We start from the raw sequence: 18,320 nt of genomic DNA, 5'->3' as shown, positions 1-18,320 counted from the left end.
AGCCTGGAAAAACCAGCTTACACTTCTTTGAGGGCTATTTTGAGAAGTTAGCATTTAAAGTTTTGAGCATGCTGTTGAATATTAAAACCCCTCTCTTACGAAACTAGAAATAGGTTAAAACTTAATTTTTATATTAATCTGACTTTGCTGCAAATAGTTTTCACTTTATGGTCTTTTTTTTATCTATTTGTAGCCAGTGATGTTTATAGAGAGGTAAAAATGGCTTTTGGAGAGATAGAAATGGCTTTTGGAGAGATAGAAATGGCTTTTGGAGAGATAAAAAATGGCTTTGAAAGATGAAATTAAAACTAAGGCTCTTACCGGAGGATTCCAGCTTTTTGGAGTTTCTGATATTACTAAGCTGGAAGAAGTTGAGTTTCCTCAAGGTAGGGGGCTTTCCCTTCCGTCTGAGATAATGCCTGAAGCTAAATCACTGATAATCATGGGCATGGTGATCTGGGATGAAGGTATGAATGCTGCTATAAGTACGCCCGGAACAGGAGATTTTAGCGGGGGCGAGGCTGAGTATTACAATCTCTATTATGAGACTGTTGAGACAAGAGCCTGGAGACTTGCCCAGTGGCTCTGGGAAGACAAAGGAATAAAAGCTATTCCCACACACTCCCTGCATGTAAAAGTGGCCGCATATTTTGCAGGACTCGGCTTTATAGGGCACAACACTCAGGTTATAACCCCTGAATATGGCCCGAGAGTGCGCTGGGTCGCGATGCTCACTACAGCCGAGATTGAGCCTGACAAACCTTTCACAAGGAACCTTTGTGCAGAGCAGCCTCTCTGCCAGAAAGAATCTGTGTGTGTAAAGGCATGTCCCTACAATGCTATCATACCTGGCCCTTCCCAGGGTGTGCCTCCGGGTGAAAAAGTAAATTATGATAAGTGTGTGGTCTCCCATGAACTTGAGAAGAATATAGATCCGAAATGGGAGAAAAAAATTCGGAGAATTACGGAAAGAGGTTTTATGGAATGCACAATATGCAACCTTGCCTGCCCCTACGGAAAAACCGTTGATGAAAAGGTGATCCCTGCAAAAAGAGGCATAGTCTAAGAATAAAAAACTCTATATGCGCAGGATATAAACTACATTATGTTGAATATATTTTGTTAAACGGATTTTCTTTATCCATTTTTTTAATTCCTATGTTTTACTCTTTTATTTTACGTCTCTGTTTTATCTCTATCTTCACCATTTTTATCAGCTAAAGTTAACTCCCAGTAGTGTATTGAATTTTCATTCTTCTCTTTCATTTCATATTTGCAGAATTCGGAATTACAAATATCGAATATTATTTCAAAATACGGCAAAAAGTCGTATCATAAGGAATTATTCAGAAGATGCAAAATACCTGTCAAGTGCAGGGTAAAAATAGGGAATAAATAATTAAACAGTGTTTTCTGTAGACGAACCTGTCCATAAATCAAAAATTTTATATGTAGTGAAGGAGTATACATCGATAGCAAATATTTTACGCAATGTTTGGGGACAAAAATAAAAGAGTAGGTAAAGAGTGGGGACTCATGACAAGAATTAACCTTTCTGGAACCAGAATAATAAATATTAAACGCGATGCCTTTAGCAGGTCAACGCCTGTGTCAAGAATATGCTCTTTTTCAAAACTGATCCACAGCAAACCAGCTTTAAAAGGTAAAGAATCTATCTTCACTGAAAAAAAGACATTTGAAGCGGAAACTCATTGCAAAGGAAATTATGGTACTGTAGTGCATAAAACTATAGCATTTTATTTACCATCCCTAATAAGGATAAGAGTTACTGACAGGGAGGGAAACTCCATCGAAATCACGTACTAACTAATTGAAAGCCCGAATAAGTGCTTTGAAGGCTAAAAAGGTAAAAAGGACCTTCACGGTGTTTATTCATTTCTCTGTTTTTAAAAAATCCAGCTAGTTAAGTTGCCTACCTTTATATGTTGATTCTTTTGGATAAGTAAATAAGTGACTGGCTCTAAATGACTGGATCTACCTGAGCTGGCTTTTAGTTAGTTTACCTCTGTTTATCTTTGTCACTTTTGTTTCCCGGCTGAAGAAATAGATTTTATAGAACTTTGATAAGAGATATTTAATAAAAGAGGGTATATTATGAATTAGGGGAAAACATGAGTTCGGGATATATAAAAAGTCTGATCACCGGAACTATAAAGAAGTGGACAAAAGACGATGCACAGACTTATAGTGCTGCACTGGCATTTTATTTTGTGTTAAGTCTTCCTGCTCTTCTGTTATTTTCGGTATCCATAGGAAGTATTTTTTTAAAGTCAAGACAGCTTCAGGATACTATAATCAATTACCTGCAGGGGTCCGTTGACCAGAGCGTAATAGATATGGTAAGCGCGCTTTTCGAACGTATTCCGGAAGTTAATTCCCTCTCAACAGGCGCATTAATCGGCTTTTTGCTTCTCCTCTGGAGTGCAAGCAATGTTTTCAGGCAATTGAAGAATTTCCTTGAAAAAGCCTGGAATATCGAACCTGTTGAGCCCAATACTATAAAGGATTTTATAACGGATGCAATCGTCTCCTTTTTTATAGTCATAGGTTTTGGAGGGCTCCTTGTTCTCAGCATAATTGTTGAAGGAGTCCTTTATGCAGCTTCAAATCTGTTCCGGGGATTTTTCCCTTTTTCATCTTCCATTGCCCAGTATACAGGCTCTATAGTTAGTTTCCTGATCCTTGTGCTGTTTTTCATGCTCGTGTACAGGGTATTGCCCGATTCAAAGCTTGGCATGAAGCCGGTTTTTGTAGGGTCGCTGGTAACAGTAATTCTCATAAACATAGGCAAGTATGCCATCGGTCTTTTTTTCGCATACAGCAATCCTGCAAGCGTCTATGGGGCAATCGGATCGATAATCGGTTTATTTCTCCTGATTTATTATTCTTCAATTATGATCACAATTGGTGTGGAGTTCACAAAAGTCTATTCTGAATCATAACACGCCTGCTCCTGTAAAATTGGTTGATTTATTCAGGATCCAGAAAGGAAATCTATCAGTTTTCTCTTACCGTGCCGCACGGGGCTGAAGCCGGCATGTCAGCCAGGTAAAAACTAAAAAAAATATTGATTGTGATTATAAGAGATTAAATAATATGTGAAAAATCCCCCGTGAGATAACACTCTCTTAACCGAAGAGACCCTTTTTTAATTTAAACTGTACAGGGCGCCTCTGTCAGCCTGGCTGGTGGCCCTGCAAAAAAGCGAAAAAGAGCATAAAAAAATATTATTTTTTAAGCAAATGTTTAGAAAATAGGTGGGAAAAAATTTCAGTTTGTATTATCTGCTTTTTTGGCCCTGATTGTTTATATCACTACAGATTTTTCTGCCGTTTTCATTTTGCATCTATTCTCGTCCTTCTTGTCTTCTTTTTTCTCTTTTGTAACGTTACTTGCCCGTAAAAGCACATAAAATTCATTGAATAACAGGCTCAAATGAATGAAAATACTTTTCAAGTTGCAGTACTTTCATGCTAAATTGTCCGCCTAAGCGAAGCGGAAAGGACCGCACACTGCGGGTCCGCAACTGCTGAAACAGACTGCGTACTCTCGAGGCGCAATTCGGGCTGCAAAGCTTTAAATTCACAAATTAAAAAAATATACTTTTTGATAGATTTTATAACTAATACTTGATAGATTCTATAATTAATACATTATTTGTCCATTTTGACTATAGTAATAGAAATTAATGTTATAAATTCATATTTTAGCTAATTAATAGTCATAATAAATAATATATTATTAGATCTCATTGGCAATGTGCCGATTTTTCTGTAAAATCACAAATTTCAATAAGTTTTCGAGTCAAAAATTCCATATCAAAAGATCCATTTTCCCCACAGTACACAATAACTTTACTCTAAATTTACAGCAAATTCGCGACACTGCCATCTCGTTTCAAATCGGAATATATATAATCTCTTAATATGAAGTGATTTAATCTCAATTATTTCTGTAAGTTTGGAGTTTGGTGTACGAACGCAGAAATAAGCGGATTCTGGAACAAATCAAATCATGGTTAAAGAATTCTATTTTTAATTAGGGGTGAAATAGAATGAAAATAAACAAAAGAACGCCAATTTGTTTTGGGATATTTATTGTTTTATTTCTGATGACCGTAGGGAATGCAGCTGCAGCTCCGCTGATGATTACTGAAACCCAGATCACCACCAGCGGATCAGCATCTAATACTGCTATCTACGAGGATAAGATAGTGTGGCAGGATAGTCGCAACAGTGGAAATGATATCTATATGTACGATACTTTCACTGAGAAAGAAATCCGTATTACCACAAGTGGATCGGCATCTAATCCTGCTATCTATGGAAACCTGATAGTGTACGAAAAACATGGAATGCCCTATCCGGATGAGCCTTGGAATATTAGTTCTGATATTTATATGTACGATATCTCCACTCAACAGGAAGCTCAAATAACTACCAGCGGAAGGGCATTTAACCCTGACATCTACGGTAATAAGATAGTGTGGGATGGGGGCGGAATCTATCTCTACGATATATCTACTGAGAATGTAACGACGATAGCTGAAGATTGGTCTAATGATGACGAATTTGCTAGTTCCGGGCGTTATAATAGTAATCCTGTTATTTACGAAAACTGGATAGTGTACAATGGAAACGATTACGATGATATATTTAATGGTTACACTATTTACTTATATGACATCTCCACTAAAAACGAAACTTGGATAGCGTATAGTGGAAATGAAGGCTTTAGTTTCCCTGATATCTATAACGATGAGATAGTATATTCAACAGTGGGATACGGAGAGTCTGGAGAGTCTGGAGAATATGTCTACATGTACCATATCTCCACTCAGAAGGAAACTAAGATCACAGCCAGCGGATCAGCAACAGGTCCTTCTATTTATGATAACAGGATCGTGTGGAGGGATTGGCGTAATGGATGGGATCATATTGAACTCTATATGTTTGATCTCTCTACTAACACAGAAACTCAAATTACCACCAGCGGATCAGCATCTAATCCTCGTATCTACGGGGATAGGATAGTTTGGGTTGATGGCAATGATATTTACATGGCTACTCTTAGTTATCCGACATCGCCTGTTGCAGACTTCAGCGCCAATATTACAAGCGGGTATGCTCCCCTTTCTGTTCAGTTTAATGACGGTTCTGAAAATGCAACTGGCTGGTCCTGGAACTTTGGGGATGGAGCTACTTCAACTCAGCAGAACCCGATGCACACTTATCTCTTCGCAGGGAACTATACCGTTAACCTGACAGTGAGCAATGCAAACGGTACAGATTCAAAACTTGCTACAATAACTGTTTTAGCACAGCCAGTACTTCTTCCTGCCTTCCCCGGTTACACTAATCCACCGACAGATCTGGACCAGAATGGTCTCTATGAGGATGTCAATGGAAATGGAATACTGGATTTCGATGATGTTGTGACATACTATGACAACATGGAATGGATAGAAGAAAATGCTCCGCTTGAGTTCTTTGATTATAATAACAACGGTTTAATTGATTTTGATGATGTTGTAAAGCTTTATGATATGCTTTAAGGGGATATAGAAAAGTTTGATCCCCAAATAGTTGAGATGTATCCGGGTTCTTCTAAGGATCTCCAGATTGTGATGGATGAAGTCCCTAACGAAATTTCAGGTTTCAACATCACAATTTCTATTTTTAGGAAGGACATTTTCTTCTGGAGGTGCCTGTAGATTGATTTTTGTGTCTTTAGGTCTAGGTTTTTATTTTCTGATATTAGATGCAGTTTAATCACTTTCATATTTGATGATAATTCCCAAATTGTTCCATTACTACATCTGCGCTTTGAAATCATAACTACTATGTCCCCTATTTTTTATTAAATTTCGATTTTTTATAATATTTTAATAAAAAATCGAAAGATTTATCTATTGTTATTACAACTCAACTGTAACAAATATTTTATTAGAAATATACATAATTTTTTATATATACTGTTGTTATGATTCGCAAAAGTGGTGAGATACAAAGGTTAGGTCGGAAAGGAAATTTGTTTCATAGAATATCACGGCTTAACGGGCAAACAATGATGTTGTAATACTTTATGATATGCTTTAAGGGGTAAGGAAATATGAGTAATTTGTATAGAGTTTTAATTCTTCTCGTGACCTTTTTTGGACTCGGGATATCATGTGCATCGGCAGCAAATGTCGTTTCATTTGACCCTCAGACAGTCGAAGTGTATCCGGGTTCTTCTCAGGATGTCCGGATTGTAATGGATGAAGTTCCTGAAGGGATTTCAGGTTTCAATATCACAATTTTCATTTTAAATCCGGAAATTGCGGAAATCACTGCGGTTTCATTCCCTGATTGGGGACAGTTGCCAAGGAATTCTACACTTCCTTCGAGTTCGGTCTGGATAAAAGTTTCTGACCTTGGTAGTCAAGTTGGCCCTGGGGACACCAACGTTTTACTGGGAACCATTACTGTAACCGGAAAAAAGGCGGGTACTACGGATCTGGGCATACCGACAACAAAGATAAGTGCTGATGGTGGCAGCTTAATAAGTCCAACTATAATCACAGGTAATATACACGTATTAGATAACGAAGCCCCTGTTATCAGCTCAGTCAGCCTCAGCAACAGTTCGCCTCATACTGGCAATTCTATCACTGTTACTGTGGACGTAACTGACAATGTTGGAGTTAGTTCGGTTATAGCATCTGGAGTTTCACTTGTCAATACAGGCGGTAATGTCTGGAAAGGTGACATAACTGCTATTGAAGGAACTCATACCGTTTCAGTTACTGCTTCCGACGCTGCAGGAAATACGGCGGTCGATGAGTCTGCAACCTACACCGCAACCACAACAACATCTGACACTCAAGCCCCTATAATTAGCTCAGTCACGTTAAGCAGCGGTACACCTGATGCCGGTGCTTCTATTGTTGTGACTGTAGATGTAACTGACAACGTCGGAGTTAGTTCAGTTGTAGCCTCTGGAGTTGCTCTTGTAAATACAGGTGGGAATGTCTGGAAAGGAAATATTGTTGCACTTGAAGGTATTCATTCTGTAAATGTATCTGCTGTGGATGAAGCAGGCAACGTTGCCCTGGATAATTCTACTTCATATACCGCTCTAACGCCCGATAATTTACCTCCTTCCTCAATTACCAACCTCCAATCTACTAAAGGTACTACCTGGATCCACTGGACATGGCAGAACCCCAAAGACGCTGATTTCAACCACACTGAAATCTATTTGAACGGAGCCTACCAGACTGAGACCTCTGCAGAGCATTTCAACGCCACAGGCCTTGAACCCGAAACAAGCTACACCATCGGTACTCGCACTGTGGACATTAACGGAAATATAAATGAAATATGGATTAATCAGACTGCGATAACAGAGAAGGAGTTCGTGCCTGAGATCAAACTTCCTGTAGCAAACTTCACTAGTAACGTCAGTGAGGGTTCTGCTCCTCTCTCAGTTCAATTTACAGATTTGTCTGAAAATGCAGTTTCTTTCAACTGGAATTGTGGAGATGTAACATATTCAACAGAGAAAAACCCAATTCATACTTACTCTACAGCAGGAATCTATATAGTTAACCTGACAGTAACCAATGAAAATGGTACAGATTCAAAGCTTGCCACAATAAATATTTCAGAAAAAACTGTTCCGGGTGACAATGATACGGACGAGGGTACGGAAACTCAGATCACTACCAATAACTCAAGACAATCAAATCCCGATATCTACGAAGATAGGATAGTTTGGATCGATTGGCGCAATGGAAACGCAGATATCTACATGTATGACCTCTTCATTTCCACTGAAACTCAGATCACCAACGATGAAGCAGACCAGCTTAACCCCGATATCTATGGGGACAGAATAGTCTGGCAGGACAGTCGAAATGGAAAATCGGATCTCTACATGTTCAATGTTTCCACTTCCAAAGAAACCCGGATAACCACAAGCGGATCCGTGTATTACGGGTCTGAAATCTACGGAGATCGGATAGTCTGGATGGATAAGCGCAATTCCGGGAGTGCTCCTGATGATGGTTTCGGAGGATTTGACGTCTACATGTACGATTTGTCCACTAAGAAGGAAACTCGAATAACCAAAAGCACAATACCAGATAATCCCGATTTGAATGTTTTTGTAGATATTTACGACAATAAGATAGTGTGGGGCCCTGACATGGATGGCTCTAACATTTCTGTATATGATCTCTCGACTAGCAGGCAAGAAAATGTAAGTTCAGCCTTACAATTATACAATATTGCTTTCTCGGGTAACAGAATAGTAGGAACAAATAATCGGGAAGGGCGGGAAGGAATTGTCAACATGTACGATCTCTCCACTGCCACGGAAACTAAAATAACTTCCGACTTTTCAGCTTACGGAGGTCCCGATATCTCCGGAAACAGGATAGTGTGGCCAGATCATCGCAATAGTGACTATCCTCCTGATTCTGGATCTGAATTAGACCTCTATATGTACGATCTATCTACTTCCACGGAAACTCAGATTACCACCAGTAAATCAGTAGCATGGTCCACTCCCAGTATCTACGGAGACAGGGTAGTGTGGTGTGATGAGCGCAACGGAAATATGGATATCTACATGTTTACCCTTGCTTCGGATGAGGTGCCGCCTCTGGATGATAATGATACGGATGAAGGCAATGAGACGGATGATGATACTCAGGTTCCTGACAATTGTTCTGAATTAACGCCTCTTGATAATATACAGGCTCTCAAGGAATATGTAGAAAGTACATACAAGTGCCATGCAAAGACAAAAATCGGGCAGGCTTCTCTCCTTGATAAGTCGATGTGTTTCTACGAAAATGGTGAGGACGAAAAAGCCATTTCCATGCTTAAATCCTTTATTCACCTCGTTGAAAGAATGAAAGAATGCAAGCAAATTTCAGTTGATGAAGCGGATTACATGGTAAAGGAAGCAAAGAAAATTATCGATCAGATGGATGAAGGAGATAGAACAGACAATGGCAATAAGGTTCCAAACAATGGCTCCGATAATGTATCAGGCTGTGTAACTGACGAAGTATGCCAAGAAACTAAACCAGTCTGCGAAGAAACTATACCAGTTTGTGAACCCGTCTGTGAAGTAACCAAACCCGTTTGTAAGCCAATCTGCGAAGAAACCAAACCAGTCTGTAATTATATTGGAGAAGTGAGCTCGAATACTGAAAAAGCAGTTTCTGAACCTGTAAAGAAAGAAGAAGTAAGCCTGAATACTGAAAAATTAAGTGAAGATACTATCGACCAGATAGAGGCAAATTAAGGATAAGGATTGAAGTTGTGAACTTCAGGAGGTGATAAGCAAAAACCAGTGACACTCTTTATACATTCATTTTTCTCTTTTTTGATCTTATTAAAATGTTTAGCAATTTCCTTCTTTTCAGGATTCCAGAGTTGAATTGTATCTGTAGCATTTTTCATTTCTTAGTTATTTCAGCTATTCTTTTGAAAACAGTTAAGGAATGCAGGTACACTAATCTCTCCCTGATCTGAATTTAAAAATCAAATTTCTGAAATATTTTATAATTAATGCACAGCTTATCCATAATGATGATAATTTCTGTAAAAAATGATATAAATTCATATTTTTGATAATTGTTTATTATTATAGGTAATAAACTATTCTATTTTGTTTAAAATCGGAACATATATATTCTTATTTACTGGGTAACTGTGAAAGAATTTCTTTCTGCAATTTTATTTCGGTATGCGAATGCAGGAATAACTGGATTTTGGAGCAAATTCCAACCAGGGGTAAAAGAATTCTATATTGAGTCAAGGGGTAAATATATGAAAATTAACGAAAGGACAGCAATTTGTTTTGGGATATTTTTTGTTTTATTTCTAATGACCATAGGGCATGCAACTGCAGTCCAGGCAGAGGGCATGAGAACCCGGATCATCAGCAATGGAGCAAATCAAAAGTGTCTGGACATCCAGGGAGACAGGATTATATGGGCAGATGATCGGAATGGAGAAGGTCAGGCACACTATTGGAGACCCTCCCTTGGAAGCTGGAGCTCTGATGGAAACTGGGACATCTACATGTATAATTTTTCCACGTCCACGGAAACTCAAATAACCGCCAATAGCTCAACGCAGTTCAGTCCTGCTATCCATGAGGACAGGATAGTGTGGGAGGACAAACGGAATGGAAACTGGAATATATACATGTACGATCTCTCCACCTCCACAGAAACACGGATAACTGCCAATGAATCAAATCAGAGTGGTCCTGCTATCTATGGGGAAAAAATAGTATGGCAGGATGATCGAAATGGAAACCTGGATATCTACATGTTCGATCTCTCGACTTCCACAGAAACCCGGATAACCACCAACGAATCAAATCAGAGTGAGCCTGCGATTTACGGGGACAAAATAGTGTGGGTGGATGAAGTGCAGATAGACGATCCGGAAATTGTCGTAGACCCGTACTTTTCTATAAACCACGTGATCTGCGTGTACGATCTTTCCACTTCCACGGAAACCCGGCTTTACCCTGGAATAAGAATATGGAATCCTTCAATCTATAAGGACAGGATCGTATGGGAGCAGGAAGATAGTACAGGAAACAACGCTATGGTTGTAATGTATAACCTATCTACTTCCACATCAAATATGATAGCCATTGAAAGAACTGGTGATCCTGATATCTACGAGGATAGAATAGTGTGGACTCAAGATTTATGGGATTTTAGAAGTCATGTTTTCATGTATAATATTTCCACTTCCACTCAAACCGAGTTGACTGCAGAGGGGGTACATGAACCGGCTTACGGTAGTTCCCCTGCTATCTACGGGGACAGGATAGTATGGGTACATAACGGTATTTACATGTTTACCCTTGCTTCCGCCGGGTCGCCTGTGGATAACAGCAATAAGGAGGCTGGAACTGAAACGCAGATTACCACAAATGGATCATATCAGAGCAATCCTGCTATCTATGGAGATCGGATAGTGTGGCAGGATTCTCGCAATGGAAAAGGCATTGGTCAATCTGGATATCCCACTGGAAGCTGGGACATTTACATGCATGATCTCTCCACCCACAACGAAATTCAGATCACCAATGATAGCTCAGACAAAGGATCTCCTGCTATCTACGAGGACAGGATAGTGTGGGATGAGTGGCGAAATGGAAACCCCGAGGTCTACACTTATAATATCACTACTTCTAATAAAACCAAAATAGCCGATGGCGTATCAAATCATCTCGTTATCTACAAGGATAGGATAGTATGGGCAATTAATAACATCTACATGTACAACCTCTCCACTTCCACGGAAATCCAGATAAGCACCAATGCATCGTATCAGGACTATCCCGCAATCTACGAAGATACGATTGTATGGACGGATGCCCGAAAGGGAAACCTGGATATCCACATGTACGACTTTTCAACTTCTACAGAAACCCAGATAACCACAAATAATTCAATTCAAAGACTCCCTGATATCTATGAGGATAGGATAGTATGGGAGGACAATCGAAATGAAAACTGGGATATCTACATGTACAATCTTTCCACATCCACGGAGACTCAAATAACCACCAATGAATTTAATCAAGGGTTCCCTTCGATCTATGGAGACAGGATTGTGTGGGTGGATGATCGCAGTGGCAGGCCCGATATTTACATGTATAATCTTTCCACTTCCAGGGAAACCCAGATTACTAACAGCGGATCAGTCTGGGTAGAAATAGAATCTGATGAGATATGGGGAATGAGAGAGGGGAGACCTGTTATCTACGGAAACAGAATAGTGTGGTATGATTCTCGCAATGGAAATCCCGACATCTACATGTTTACCCTTGCTTCGGCTGAGGTTCCGAACAACGGTTCTTCTGAATTAACGCCTTTGAATAGTACACAGGCTCTCAAGGAATATGTAGAAAGTACATACAAGTGCCATGCAAAGACAAAAACTGGCCTGACCAATCTCCTTGATGCTTCGATGCATCATTATGAAAAGGGTGAGGGTGCAAAAGCCATTTCCATGCTTAAGTCCTTCATTCATCTCGCTGAAAAAATGAAGGTATGCAAGCAGATTTCGGCTGATGAAGCGGATTACATGGTCAGGGAGGCAAAGAAAATTATCGACCAGATAGAGGCGAATTAAGGGTGAGAATTGAAGTTAACGTGTTAAGGAGGTAATAACAGAGAAAATGATGAAATTCTTCATGCATTCATTATTTTTTTTCTTTTTTGATCTTTTCTTTTGACCTTTTCTTTTTTGATCCATTAAGACCTCTCTTCCATAGGACTTGTTTCTCGAAATTTTCCTCAATAATTGGAGAAGCTTCCGGGAACAATCTCCAGTTCCTCCAGTGTGCAGACTTCCCCCAGCTCGACTGTCGCATTCCTCCAGATCACGCCGGGAACAAAAGGCGTAATCATCGGCATGACAATGTTTCCCACAAGTGGCTTTATAAGAGCCGTGGATGCGTATCCATGATAAAGTAATTGCCAGCTGGATTACTCGTTTCTCTGTACTCAATTAGCTGTATACTCAGCTCTACGAGTAAGAGGGTCCAGTTCTCAAAAACTATAGTCTCAAGTGCAAATACCCTCATTTAGCCCGGTTAAGTTCCTTTTTTTCATTTATCGGGATGCCAGCGCTCCATATGCTTTGCATGAGTTTCAAGATAGGCTCCTTTTTCATAGAAGTGGTCATAGAACTCGAGGTCCAGGTGATGAGCCTGAAGATAGGGCATAACAAAGATGCTCGGGACTGTGCCCGGGAACTTTCCGAAACTATCGTAGATATACTGTGCCTGCAGGGCAACACATTCTCTGAACTCTTTATTATGAGGTACAGCGCTGCTCCGGACTGCCACTGCATCCCTGTAGTATCCCGGGGTATCAGGATTGAAAGGCCCGCCTTTTCCGAACTTCCTTTCGGTAAGTGCATCAACTGCCTGACGCATATCTCTGTAATGGGGAGGAGTATAGCCTTCAAAAACTCCCGGAAGCCCTGTCGGATTTGGAAGAGTCCAGCGTTCATCTGTATCATACCTGAAACCAAGTCCTGGAACGTCAGGATTTCCACTTGCCCCCAGAATTGAAAACGGGTCCATGCCATTGAACATCCAGCCCCCAAGGCCCATAGCCTGCAGCATGAGCATACCTGCATAACATGCAATCGAAAGCTCTGCGGTCGCTTCGGAAAAAGACCACAGCTCAAGAAAACTTAAAGGCAAAGGATTTTCTATGTCAACAAGCCCGCTAAACTTCTCAAGTCCTTCTATCTTTTCTCCGTGGATGTCGTCATAAAAGCAGGCACCGTTCTGTGTATAATAGCAAATTCCGGCAAGCACATGCTGGGCAAGGTCTGCAACTGGAATGATCAGGGTTGTTCCTGGATGGTTGACTACCCAGGTATTATGGGCTTCAACATAAGGTGTCTCTGGAGGGATTTTCAGCCTGCCCTCGGAAATCTTACGGACTCTTGCCCTGTGGGCTTTAACCAGTTCCTCTGCATCAAAAGTCCCGCTTTCCGAGCGTGTTGCCAGTTCCGGAGCGTCACGGGTCTCGAAAAAGTAGACTCCAGTATCATCGGTAAAAAAGAGCTCACTCGTATGAAAGCCTGCTGCAGATGGAAAGGTGCGACCACCAGCACTGCATGCATAATTTGAAAGGGCAGGTGCATACCTTTCCCCGCGCATTATCAGGTTGTGCCAGCCCGTGTTGCCTGCTGCTGCAGATAGGACTGCCATCTGCTCCCATTCCGTAAGAGGCAACGGATCATGTTTTGATGTATACTTAAAATAACCGTCCGGAATCGAAGCCCCCATAAAAAAACGGCGTGCCCTTCTTCCGAAAAGTGCATCCGTGAGTCTGAAATCAAGCGTGTCTTTAAAACCCGGTGGAATGTTTTCCTTTCCCATCTTTTTACTCCCCATAAAATAAATTATAAAAAATCACATAAAATACTATTCTTATGTAATTATGAGCACATGTATGGATCCCGAGTTTCGCCTCCCGAGTTTCGCCTCCCGAGTTTCGCCTCCCGAGTTTCGCTTCGGGAGCACGAGGTCCTTTTCGCTACGCTTTGCTCCGCTCAAGAGGACTAATTTATGAGGTATAGGAGTGAGCTTTGCTCAGAAGGACTGAATTGCAAATATTTCTAATCAGTGCAGCCTTATTTGCTATGTTAAGCCGGTTTTGGCACGCTTAACAAAGGAGAGCGGCTTTTCTCAAAAAGAGGAAAAGAAGAAATAAAGCAAAATTAGAGACAGTCTGAAAATATTCATAAGTATTCTTTTTTTAAGTCTCCTTTTTGTGTTTTTTTCTTTTTTTGACGGGCCCCAGGAAGGGTGTTCTCCATGGCATCTGGCAGGCTGGTTACAGCTCTGCAAAGCACGGATAGAAAGCGGAATTATCCCTTTTAAGAGTTTCTGTATATAAATCAGTTGACTAGGGAAACCCTTTTTAAAAATTTGTTTTTATTATAAGTATTCATCCCTTTTTGGAGAAAAAACCTCAATAGCTACGGAATCTTCCAGAGCTTCGGCACTGTGAATTACACCACCGGGAATATTCCATGAATCACCCGGGCTCACTTCAAATGTTTCTCCATCAAAAGTCAGGAGAATTTTTCCTGATACCAGATAGCCGGTTTGTTCGTGGATGTGGTCATGAGAAGGAAGGTTACTTCCACTTTTTAAAAGGAACTCGGTCATCAGGGTCTTTTCCCCATAAACTACTGTTTTCATCCGGATTCCGGGAAGAAGGTCTTTATATTCTTTTGAATCGCTCTTACAAAACATAAGAAGTCCTCTATTCCTTTCTAAAAATTAGATCGATATGCCAGCTCTGGCAGAATTTTTTACATGAGATTATCTTTTATATTATTTTATGTTTCCTGGTAAATTTAAGCATCAAATTTAATCTTTTCCAGATAAGCCTGGAACTACGTCTTTTCAAACTGCATTCTTTCCAGATAGATAATACTTCTATCTTGATCTAACACGGTTTTCGGATGAATTTGATCAAAAATCTGATCAAAATATATTATATCCATAATTTTATATAATATCAGCCATTATTATATCACTGGGCATCTGAAACACTCTTTTCAAACCCCCAACAACTTTTACACCCCCACTCCCAAACCACTCCAAACTCTCAGATGCCCATCCCCCTCATTTTGATCTCATTTCCAGACCTTAGAGGTAACTTACCAAAAAGATTATCTCTAAAAAGACACAAATCCATTGCATGCCCCTGATTCTTTTTCCTATTAACACCGAAAGGATGTCTCTGGTTCCTGCAACTGTGAAGCTATATCTTCTGGAACTGCATGACCGCACGTCATTTGCTTCTACGCTCAATGCACATGTTCCGCAGGAATGGCCGCCTGATCAGATCACTCCTGAAGTGATTGAAGAGTTCATAGGGAGGATGCAGGCAAGAGACAGAAAAATCTGGACCTTTTACTGGCTCCTGAATCAGAAGGAGCTGAAACTGCCTGTCCTGATAGGAAACGGAGGATTCCTTGTTCACGAAGACGGAACTCTTGAGATAGGATACTCCATGCTTGCCGACTACCAGAACAAAGGATATGCAACAGAAGCTGTCCGGTCAATGCTGGAGTGGGCTTTTTCCAGCCTCAAAAAAGATTGCATCATAGCCCATACGTATCCGCGTCTGAAAGCTTCGATTCGTGTACTGGAAAAGAATGGTTTTCTTTTTGTAGGAAATGGCCCAGAAGAAGGAACAATAACTTATGAGCTTCAAAGAGAAAATAAAAGTTTCTGATCCAGCTTTATAATCCTTTTATAAGGCTGCTTCAATACCACTTATTCTCCTGAACATTCTGAGACTAGAGATACAGTCCTTCAGGACAATTAAGTTATTGAAATAATTAGAGTACTTCCAGAAAAGGCTGAAATATAGCAGTATAAACCATATTTTATATATTTATAAGTATTATATACATACTGGGCATCTGAAAACTCTTTTAAAACCCCACATTCCTATCCCCCCAATTCCTACCTCACCGAAAAACAGATGCCCCTACCCCCTTCATAAAGTATATCTTTTTACGTTATTTTTTTATATTATTTTTTTACATCATTTTTTTACATTATTTTTTTACATCATTTTTTTACGCTATTCCGCACTTTTTTACACTTCCTAATATACTACTCACTTTCAGTACCTTTTTTTACATTGCTGCATGGCAGACTTTAGCTGTCTTTTCCTGCACTCCGGCACGAATGAAGCCGATCACCGTCAATTAAATTAAAGTATAGTTTTAAATTGGAGTACAGTTTTAAATTAAAGCACTATTTAAATTAAAGCACAGTTTTCAATAGGGCTGAAAGATAGGACAATTAACCATTAAGCAGCAAGTGACGGCTAATTGATAAACATATCTGGGATAGTCAACCTGGTTTATGAGAGTGAAAACAGCCCTGAAAATTCTTAATGATTGGAAATAAAAAACGGCTTTTGGGATGAGCTCGATAAGTAAACAGAGTGATAGGTAAACAGAGTGATAAGTAAATAGAATAATACTAATAGAAAAGAAAGAAAATAGAAACGAAAGAAAATAGAAACGAAAGGGAATAGAAACGAAAGGGAATAGAAATGAAAGGAAATATGCCAATAGATGTAACCGAAATTTCGAAAGAAATATTGATATGGAGGCGATAAATTGTCAGAAAACCCTTTGCAGGTTATAATGGATAAAGATCCCGAATTTTTCAAGCTTCTCGAAAGTACGCGCGGACTCGCATTTTCAGAAGGCGGAATGCCAATGAAATACAAATTCCTTATTGCAATGGCACTTGATGCAGCTAACGGTGCAGTCGACGGGGTAAAAGTCCTTGCAATTCAGGCAATGGAAGCCGGAGCTACAAAAGAAGAGGTTATGGAAGCAATAAGGATAGCTCAGTATATTTTTGGAGTTGGAAGTGTTTACACGGCTGCGAGAGCCCTGAATGATGTCCTATAAAAGGTAAAAAAGATAATTTCACTATTTTTATATGTGATGGAGGACTAAATAACATTGGGAATAGGGCACCTGAGAAAACTATTTTTCTCAATAAATATCCCAAACTCATATCCACCTAAACTCAATCCCAAAAATCAGGTACCCTATCTTCCCACAAAGACTCACTTCTGCTGTTTAATCCGTTGTCCTGTTATCAGTACTTTCTAGTTATCTGCCTTTTTTACTCAACTGTCGCCTTTTAATACTTAATCTGTTTTTTACTCAATATGATTTTGCCTCGCCTTAATATGAGTAGTCGGAATTTTAAAACCAGCTCATTAGTATAATAACTGATACTTTATTGGTCATGATGCTAGGCGGTGCTTCCATGCATACCATACGATTAGTGCCGAAGCCACGACTGCCGAAAGCGTCAATAGTGCTCCGCCCCAGTATGCAGACTGTGTAGCTTCAATTACGCTAATGAACCATAGGACAGCAAAGACCCCACCCACGATGATATTTAACCAGCGATTCAGCGACTCTTTCAAGGTCAGGGATAAGAAAACAATTATCATTGGAACCAACATTAAGATTGCAAAGAATAGTATCATACCAGGGCTTATTTTCTGACCTTCTGCTTCTCCTGCCATTAATTGTGCTATAATACCTGGTTCCATAAGCACCAGTATCTGATGAGCTAAAAAGGCAATTGATGCAAAGAGCCAGAGCACTGAAATCTTTATCCTCCAATCTTCCAAAACCTCTGCCTCCTTAGAGATATCTTAAAGTAACTTTACCTGTTTACCATTTTCCCTATTATAACTCATCTACTTTCCACAAATAATTTTTATTTTACTTGTAAGTGAATTTATTTTATTATGTCATGCAGGATGCCTTGGAATTGTCACAAAGAAATATCAAATAAGTTAAAAAGTTGTTATTCGAAGTGTAAGTGTAGTGATCTTTCTAATTCATTTTAAACATACTATTAAAGAGCCTGAACAAAAATATTACTATTTAAAAGTATTTTTATAGAGAAATCACTATTTGACCGTTAGTGATAACGTGAAAATATTTATCGGTTGGTCTGGAGATTTAAGTAAAAAGATTGCTATTGCATTAAAAGAATTGATTCCAAATGTTCTCCAATTTACTGAACCGAACCTTATGTCTCATTGGAAGATATTGATAAGGGAAGTCGCTGGAGCAAAGTAAGGGACACGATACTTTTGGCTCTGTATAGATCGTCATTTGAATAATGATAAAAATGTTTTTTACCAAAAGAAATTGTATCTATACAGTAATCCAGAGGTC

At 39.6% G+C, this 18,320-nt stretch carries 17 protein-coding genes; 11 read left to right on the top strand and 6 right to left on the bottom strand.

Annotation, left to right across the window (positions count from 1 at the left end):
• Positions 1 to 144 precede the first annotated feature (144 nt).
• The 5 genes from FXV91_RS07720 (at position 145) to FXV91_RS07700 (ending at position 5,575) form a co-directional block, all read left to right on the top strand.
• Positions 145 to 300, top strand: coding sequence for a hypothetical protein (locus FXV91_RS07720; RefSeq protein ID WP_229390005.1), 156 nt, complete (start codon positions 145 to 147; stop codon positions 298 to 300).
• Entirely contained in the window at positions 284 to 1,066 is a 783-nt protein-coding gene (locus FXV91_RS07715) for an epoxyqueuosine reductase (protein WP_229390004.1), read from the top strand. Before FXV91_RS07720 ends, FXV91_RS07715 begins: the two co-directional genes overlap by 17 nt.
• 425 nt (positions 1,067 to 1,491) lie before the next feature.
• Positions 1,492 to 1,827 (top strand): hypothetical protein, encoded by a 336-nt coding sequence (locus FXV91_RS07710; protein WP_229390003.1) that lies wholly within the window; start codon positions 1,492 to 1,494, stop codon positions 1,825 to 1,827.
• A 305-nt stretch (positions 1,828 to 2,132) separates the two neighbouring features.
• Entirely contained in the window at positions 2,133 to 2,963 is an 831-nt protein-coding gene (locus tag FXV91_RS07705; RefSeq protein ID WP_229390002.1) for a YihY/virulence factor BrkB family protein, read from the top strand.
• Positions 2,964 to 4,132: 1,169 nt separating this feature from the next.
• The gene (locus FXV91_RS07700) at positions 4,133 to 5,575 is read left to right on the top strand and encodes a PKD domain-containing protein (RefSeq protein ID WP_229390001.1); all 1,443 of its coding nucleotides are present in this window, start codon (positions 4,133 to 4,135) and stop codon (positions 5,573 to 5,575) included.
• Here FXV91_RS07700 and FXV91_RS07695 read toward each other — a convergent pair.
• A complete protein-coding gene (locus tag FXV91_RS07695; RefSeq protein WP_229390000.1) occupies positions 5,572 to 5,856 on the bottom strand; it encodes a hypothetical protein in 285 nt (94 codons plus the stop codon). The genes FXV91_RS07700 and FXV91_RS07695 overlap by 4 nt on opposite strands.
• Before the next feature lie 276 nt (positions 5,857 to 6,132).
• Here FXV91_RS07695 and FXV91_RS07690 point away from each other — a divergent pair, with 276 nt between their 5' ends.
• The gene (locus FXV91_RS07690) at positions 6,133 to 9,321 is read left to right on the top strand and encodes a PKD domain-containing protein (RefSeq protein WP_229389999.1); all 3,189 of its coding nucleotides are present in this window, start codon (positions 6,133 to 6,135) and stop codon (positions 9,319 to 9,321) included.
• On the opposite strand, the gene FXV91_RS07685 is transcribed toward FXV91_RS07690, so the two are convergent.
• Positions 9,318 to 9,479, bottom strand: a complete 162-nt coding sequence (locus FXV91_RS07685; RefSeq protein ID WP_229389998.1) for a hypothetical protein — start codon at positions 9,477 to 9,479, stop codon at positions 9,318 to 9,320. The two genes, FXV91_RS07690 and FXV91_RS07685, sit on opposite strands and share 4 nt — an antisense overlap.
• Positions 9,480 to 9,848: 369 nt before the next feature.
• Here FXV91_RS07685 and FXV91_RS07680 point away from each other — a divergent pair, with 369 nt between their 5' ends.
• Complete coding sequence (locus FXV91_RS07680; protein WP_229389997.1) at positions 9,849 to 12,182, top strand: hypothetical protein; 2,334 nt, start codon at positions 9,849 to 9,851, stop codon at positions 12,180 to 12,182.
• Positions 12,183 to 12,252: 70 nt separating this feature from the next.
• Here the strand turns inward: FXV91_RS07680 and FXV91_RS19735 are convergent, their stop codons facing one another.
• Entirely contained in the window at positions 12,253 to 12,375 is a 123-nt protein-coding gene (locus FXV91_RS19735) for a hypothetical protein (RefSeq protein ID WP_255679990.1), read from the bottom strand.
• A 17-nt stretch (positions 12,376 to 12,392) separates the two neighbouring features.
• Between FXV91_RS19735 and FXV91_RS19730 the strand changes: the two genes are divergently transcribed.
• The gene (locus FXV91_RS19730) at positions 12,393 to 12,518 is read left to right on the top strand and encodes a hypothetical protein (RefSeq protein WP_255679989.1); all 126 of its coding nucleotides are present in this window, start codon (positions 12,393 to 12,395) and stop codon (positions 12,516 to 12,518) included.
• 142 nt (positions 12,519 to 12,660) lie between these two features.
• Here the strand turns inward: FXV91_RS19730 and FXV91_RS07675 are convergent, their stop codons facing one another.
• Positions 12,661 to 13,950, bottom strand: a complete 1,290-nt coding sequence (locus FXV91_RS07675; RefSeq protein ID WP_229389996.1) for a hypothetical protein — start codon at positions 13,948 to 13,950, stop codon at positions 12,661 to 12,663.
• A 561-nt stretch (positions 13,951 to 14,511) separates the two neighbouring features.
• Positions 14,512 to 14,832: a cupin domain-containing protein gene (locus FXV91_RS07670; RefSeq protein ID WP_229389995.1), complete on the bottom strand. Its 321-nt coding sequence runs from the start codon at positions 14,830 to 14,832 to the stop codon at positions 14,512 to 14,514.
• A gap of 451 nt (positions 14,833 to 15,283) precedes the next feature.
• On the opposite strand from FXV91_RS07670, the gene FXV91_RS07665 reads away from it, so the two are divergent.
• Positions 15,284 to 15,823, top strand: a complete 540-nt coding sequence (locus tag FXV91_RS07665) for a GNAT family N-acetyltransferase (RefSeq protein ID WP_229389994.1) — start codon at positions 15,284 to 15,286, stop codon at positions 15,821 to 15,823.
• A gap of 901 nt (positions 15,824 to 16,724) precedes the next feature.
• Positions 16,725 to 17,024 carry a carboxymuconolactone decarboxylase family protein gene (locus FXV91_RS07660; RefSeq protein ID WP_229389993.1) on the top strand — a complete coding sequence of 100 codons (300 nt, stop codon included), beginning with the start codon at positions 16,725 to 16,727 and terminating at the stop codon, positions 17,022 to 17,024.
• 344 nt (positions 17,025 to 17,368) lie between these two features.
• Here FXV91_RS07660 and FXV91_RS07655 read toward each other — a convergent pair whose 3' ends face one another.
• Positions 17,369 to 17,764, bottom strand: coding sequence for a DUF6326 family protein (locus FXV91_RS07655; RefSeq protein ID WP_229389992.1), 396 nt, complete (start codon positions 17,762 to 17,764; stop codon positions 17,369 to 17,371).
• 289 nt (positions 17,765 to 18,053) lie between these two features.
• Here FXV91_RS07655 and FXV91_RS07650 point away from each other — a divergent pair, with 289 nt between their 5' ends.
• On the top strand, positions 18,054 to 18,221 hold the full coding sequence (locus FXV91_RS07650; protein WP_229389991.1) for a hypothetical protein: 168 nt from the start codon (positions 18,054 to 18,056) through the stop codon (positions 18,219 to 18,221).
• Positions 18,222 to 18,320: the final 99 nt, after the last annotated feature.

Source organism: Methanosarcina sp. DH2 (assembly GCF_020804225.1).
Classification (GTDB): domain Archaea; phylum Halobacteriota; class Methanosarcinia; order Methanosarcinales; family Methanosarcinaceae; genus Methanosarcina.
Note: the sequence above shows the minus strand (reverse complement) of the source record. Positions and strands in the feature narration are given on the sequence as shown.

Coding starts and splice junctions, on each gene's coding strand:
- FXV91_RS07675 (WP_229389996.1), bottom strand. CDS start 13,950: ATGGGAAAGGAAAACATTCCACCGGGTTTTAAAGACACGCTTGATTTC.
- FXV91_RS07685 (WP_229389998.1), bottom strand. CDS start 9,479: ATGAAAAATGCTACAGATACAATTCAACTCTGGAATCCTGAAAAGAAG.
- FXV91_RS07695 (WP_229390000.1), bottom strand. CDS start 5,856: ATGATTTCAAAGCGCAGATGTAGTAATGGAACAATTTGGGAATTATCA.
- FXV91_RS07700 (WP_229390001.1), top strand. CDS start 4,133: ATGACCGTAGGGAATGCAGCTGCAGCTCCGCTGATGATTACTGAAACC.
- FXV91_RS07680 (WP_229389997.1), top strand. CDS start 9,849: ATGAAAATTAACGAAAGGACAGCAATTTGTTTTGGGATATTTTTTGTT.
- FXV91_RS07715 (WP_229390004.1), top strand. CDS start 284: ATGGCTTTGAAAGATGAAATTAAAACTAAGGCTCTTACCGGAGGATTC.
- FXV91_RS07665 (WP_229389994.1), top strand. CDS start 15,284: ATGCCCCTGATTCTTTTTCCTATTAACACCGAAAGGATGTCTCTGGTT.
- FXV91_RS07690 (WP_229389999.1), top strand. CDS start 6,133: ATGAGTAATTTGTATAGAGTTTTAATTCTTCTCGTGACCTTTTTTGGA.
- FXV91_RS07710 (WP_229390003.1), top strand. CDS start 1,492: ATGTTTGGGGACAAAAATAAAAGAGTAGGTAAAGAGTGGGGACTCATG.
- FXV91_RS07705 (WP_229390002.1), top strand. CDS start 2,133: ATGAGTTCGGGATATATAAAAAGTCTGATCACCGGAACTATAAAGAAG.
- FXV91_RS07670 (WP_229389995.1), bottom strand. CDS start 14,832: ATGTTTTGTAAGAGCGATTCAAAAGAATATAAAGACCTTCTTCCCGGA.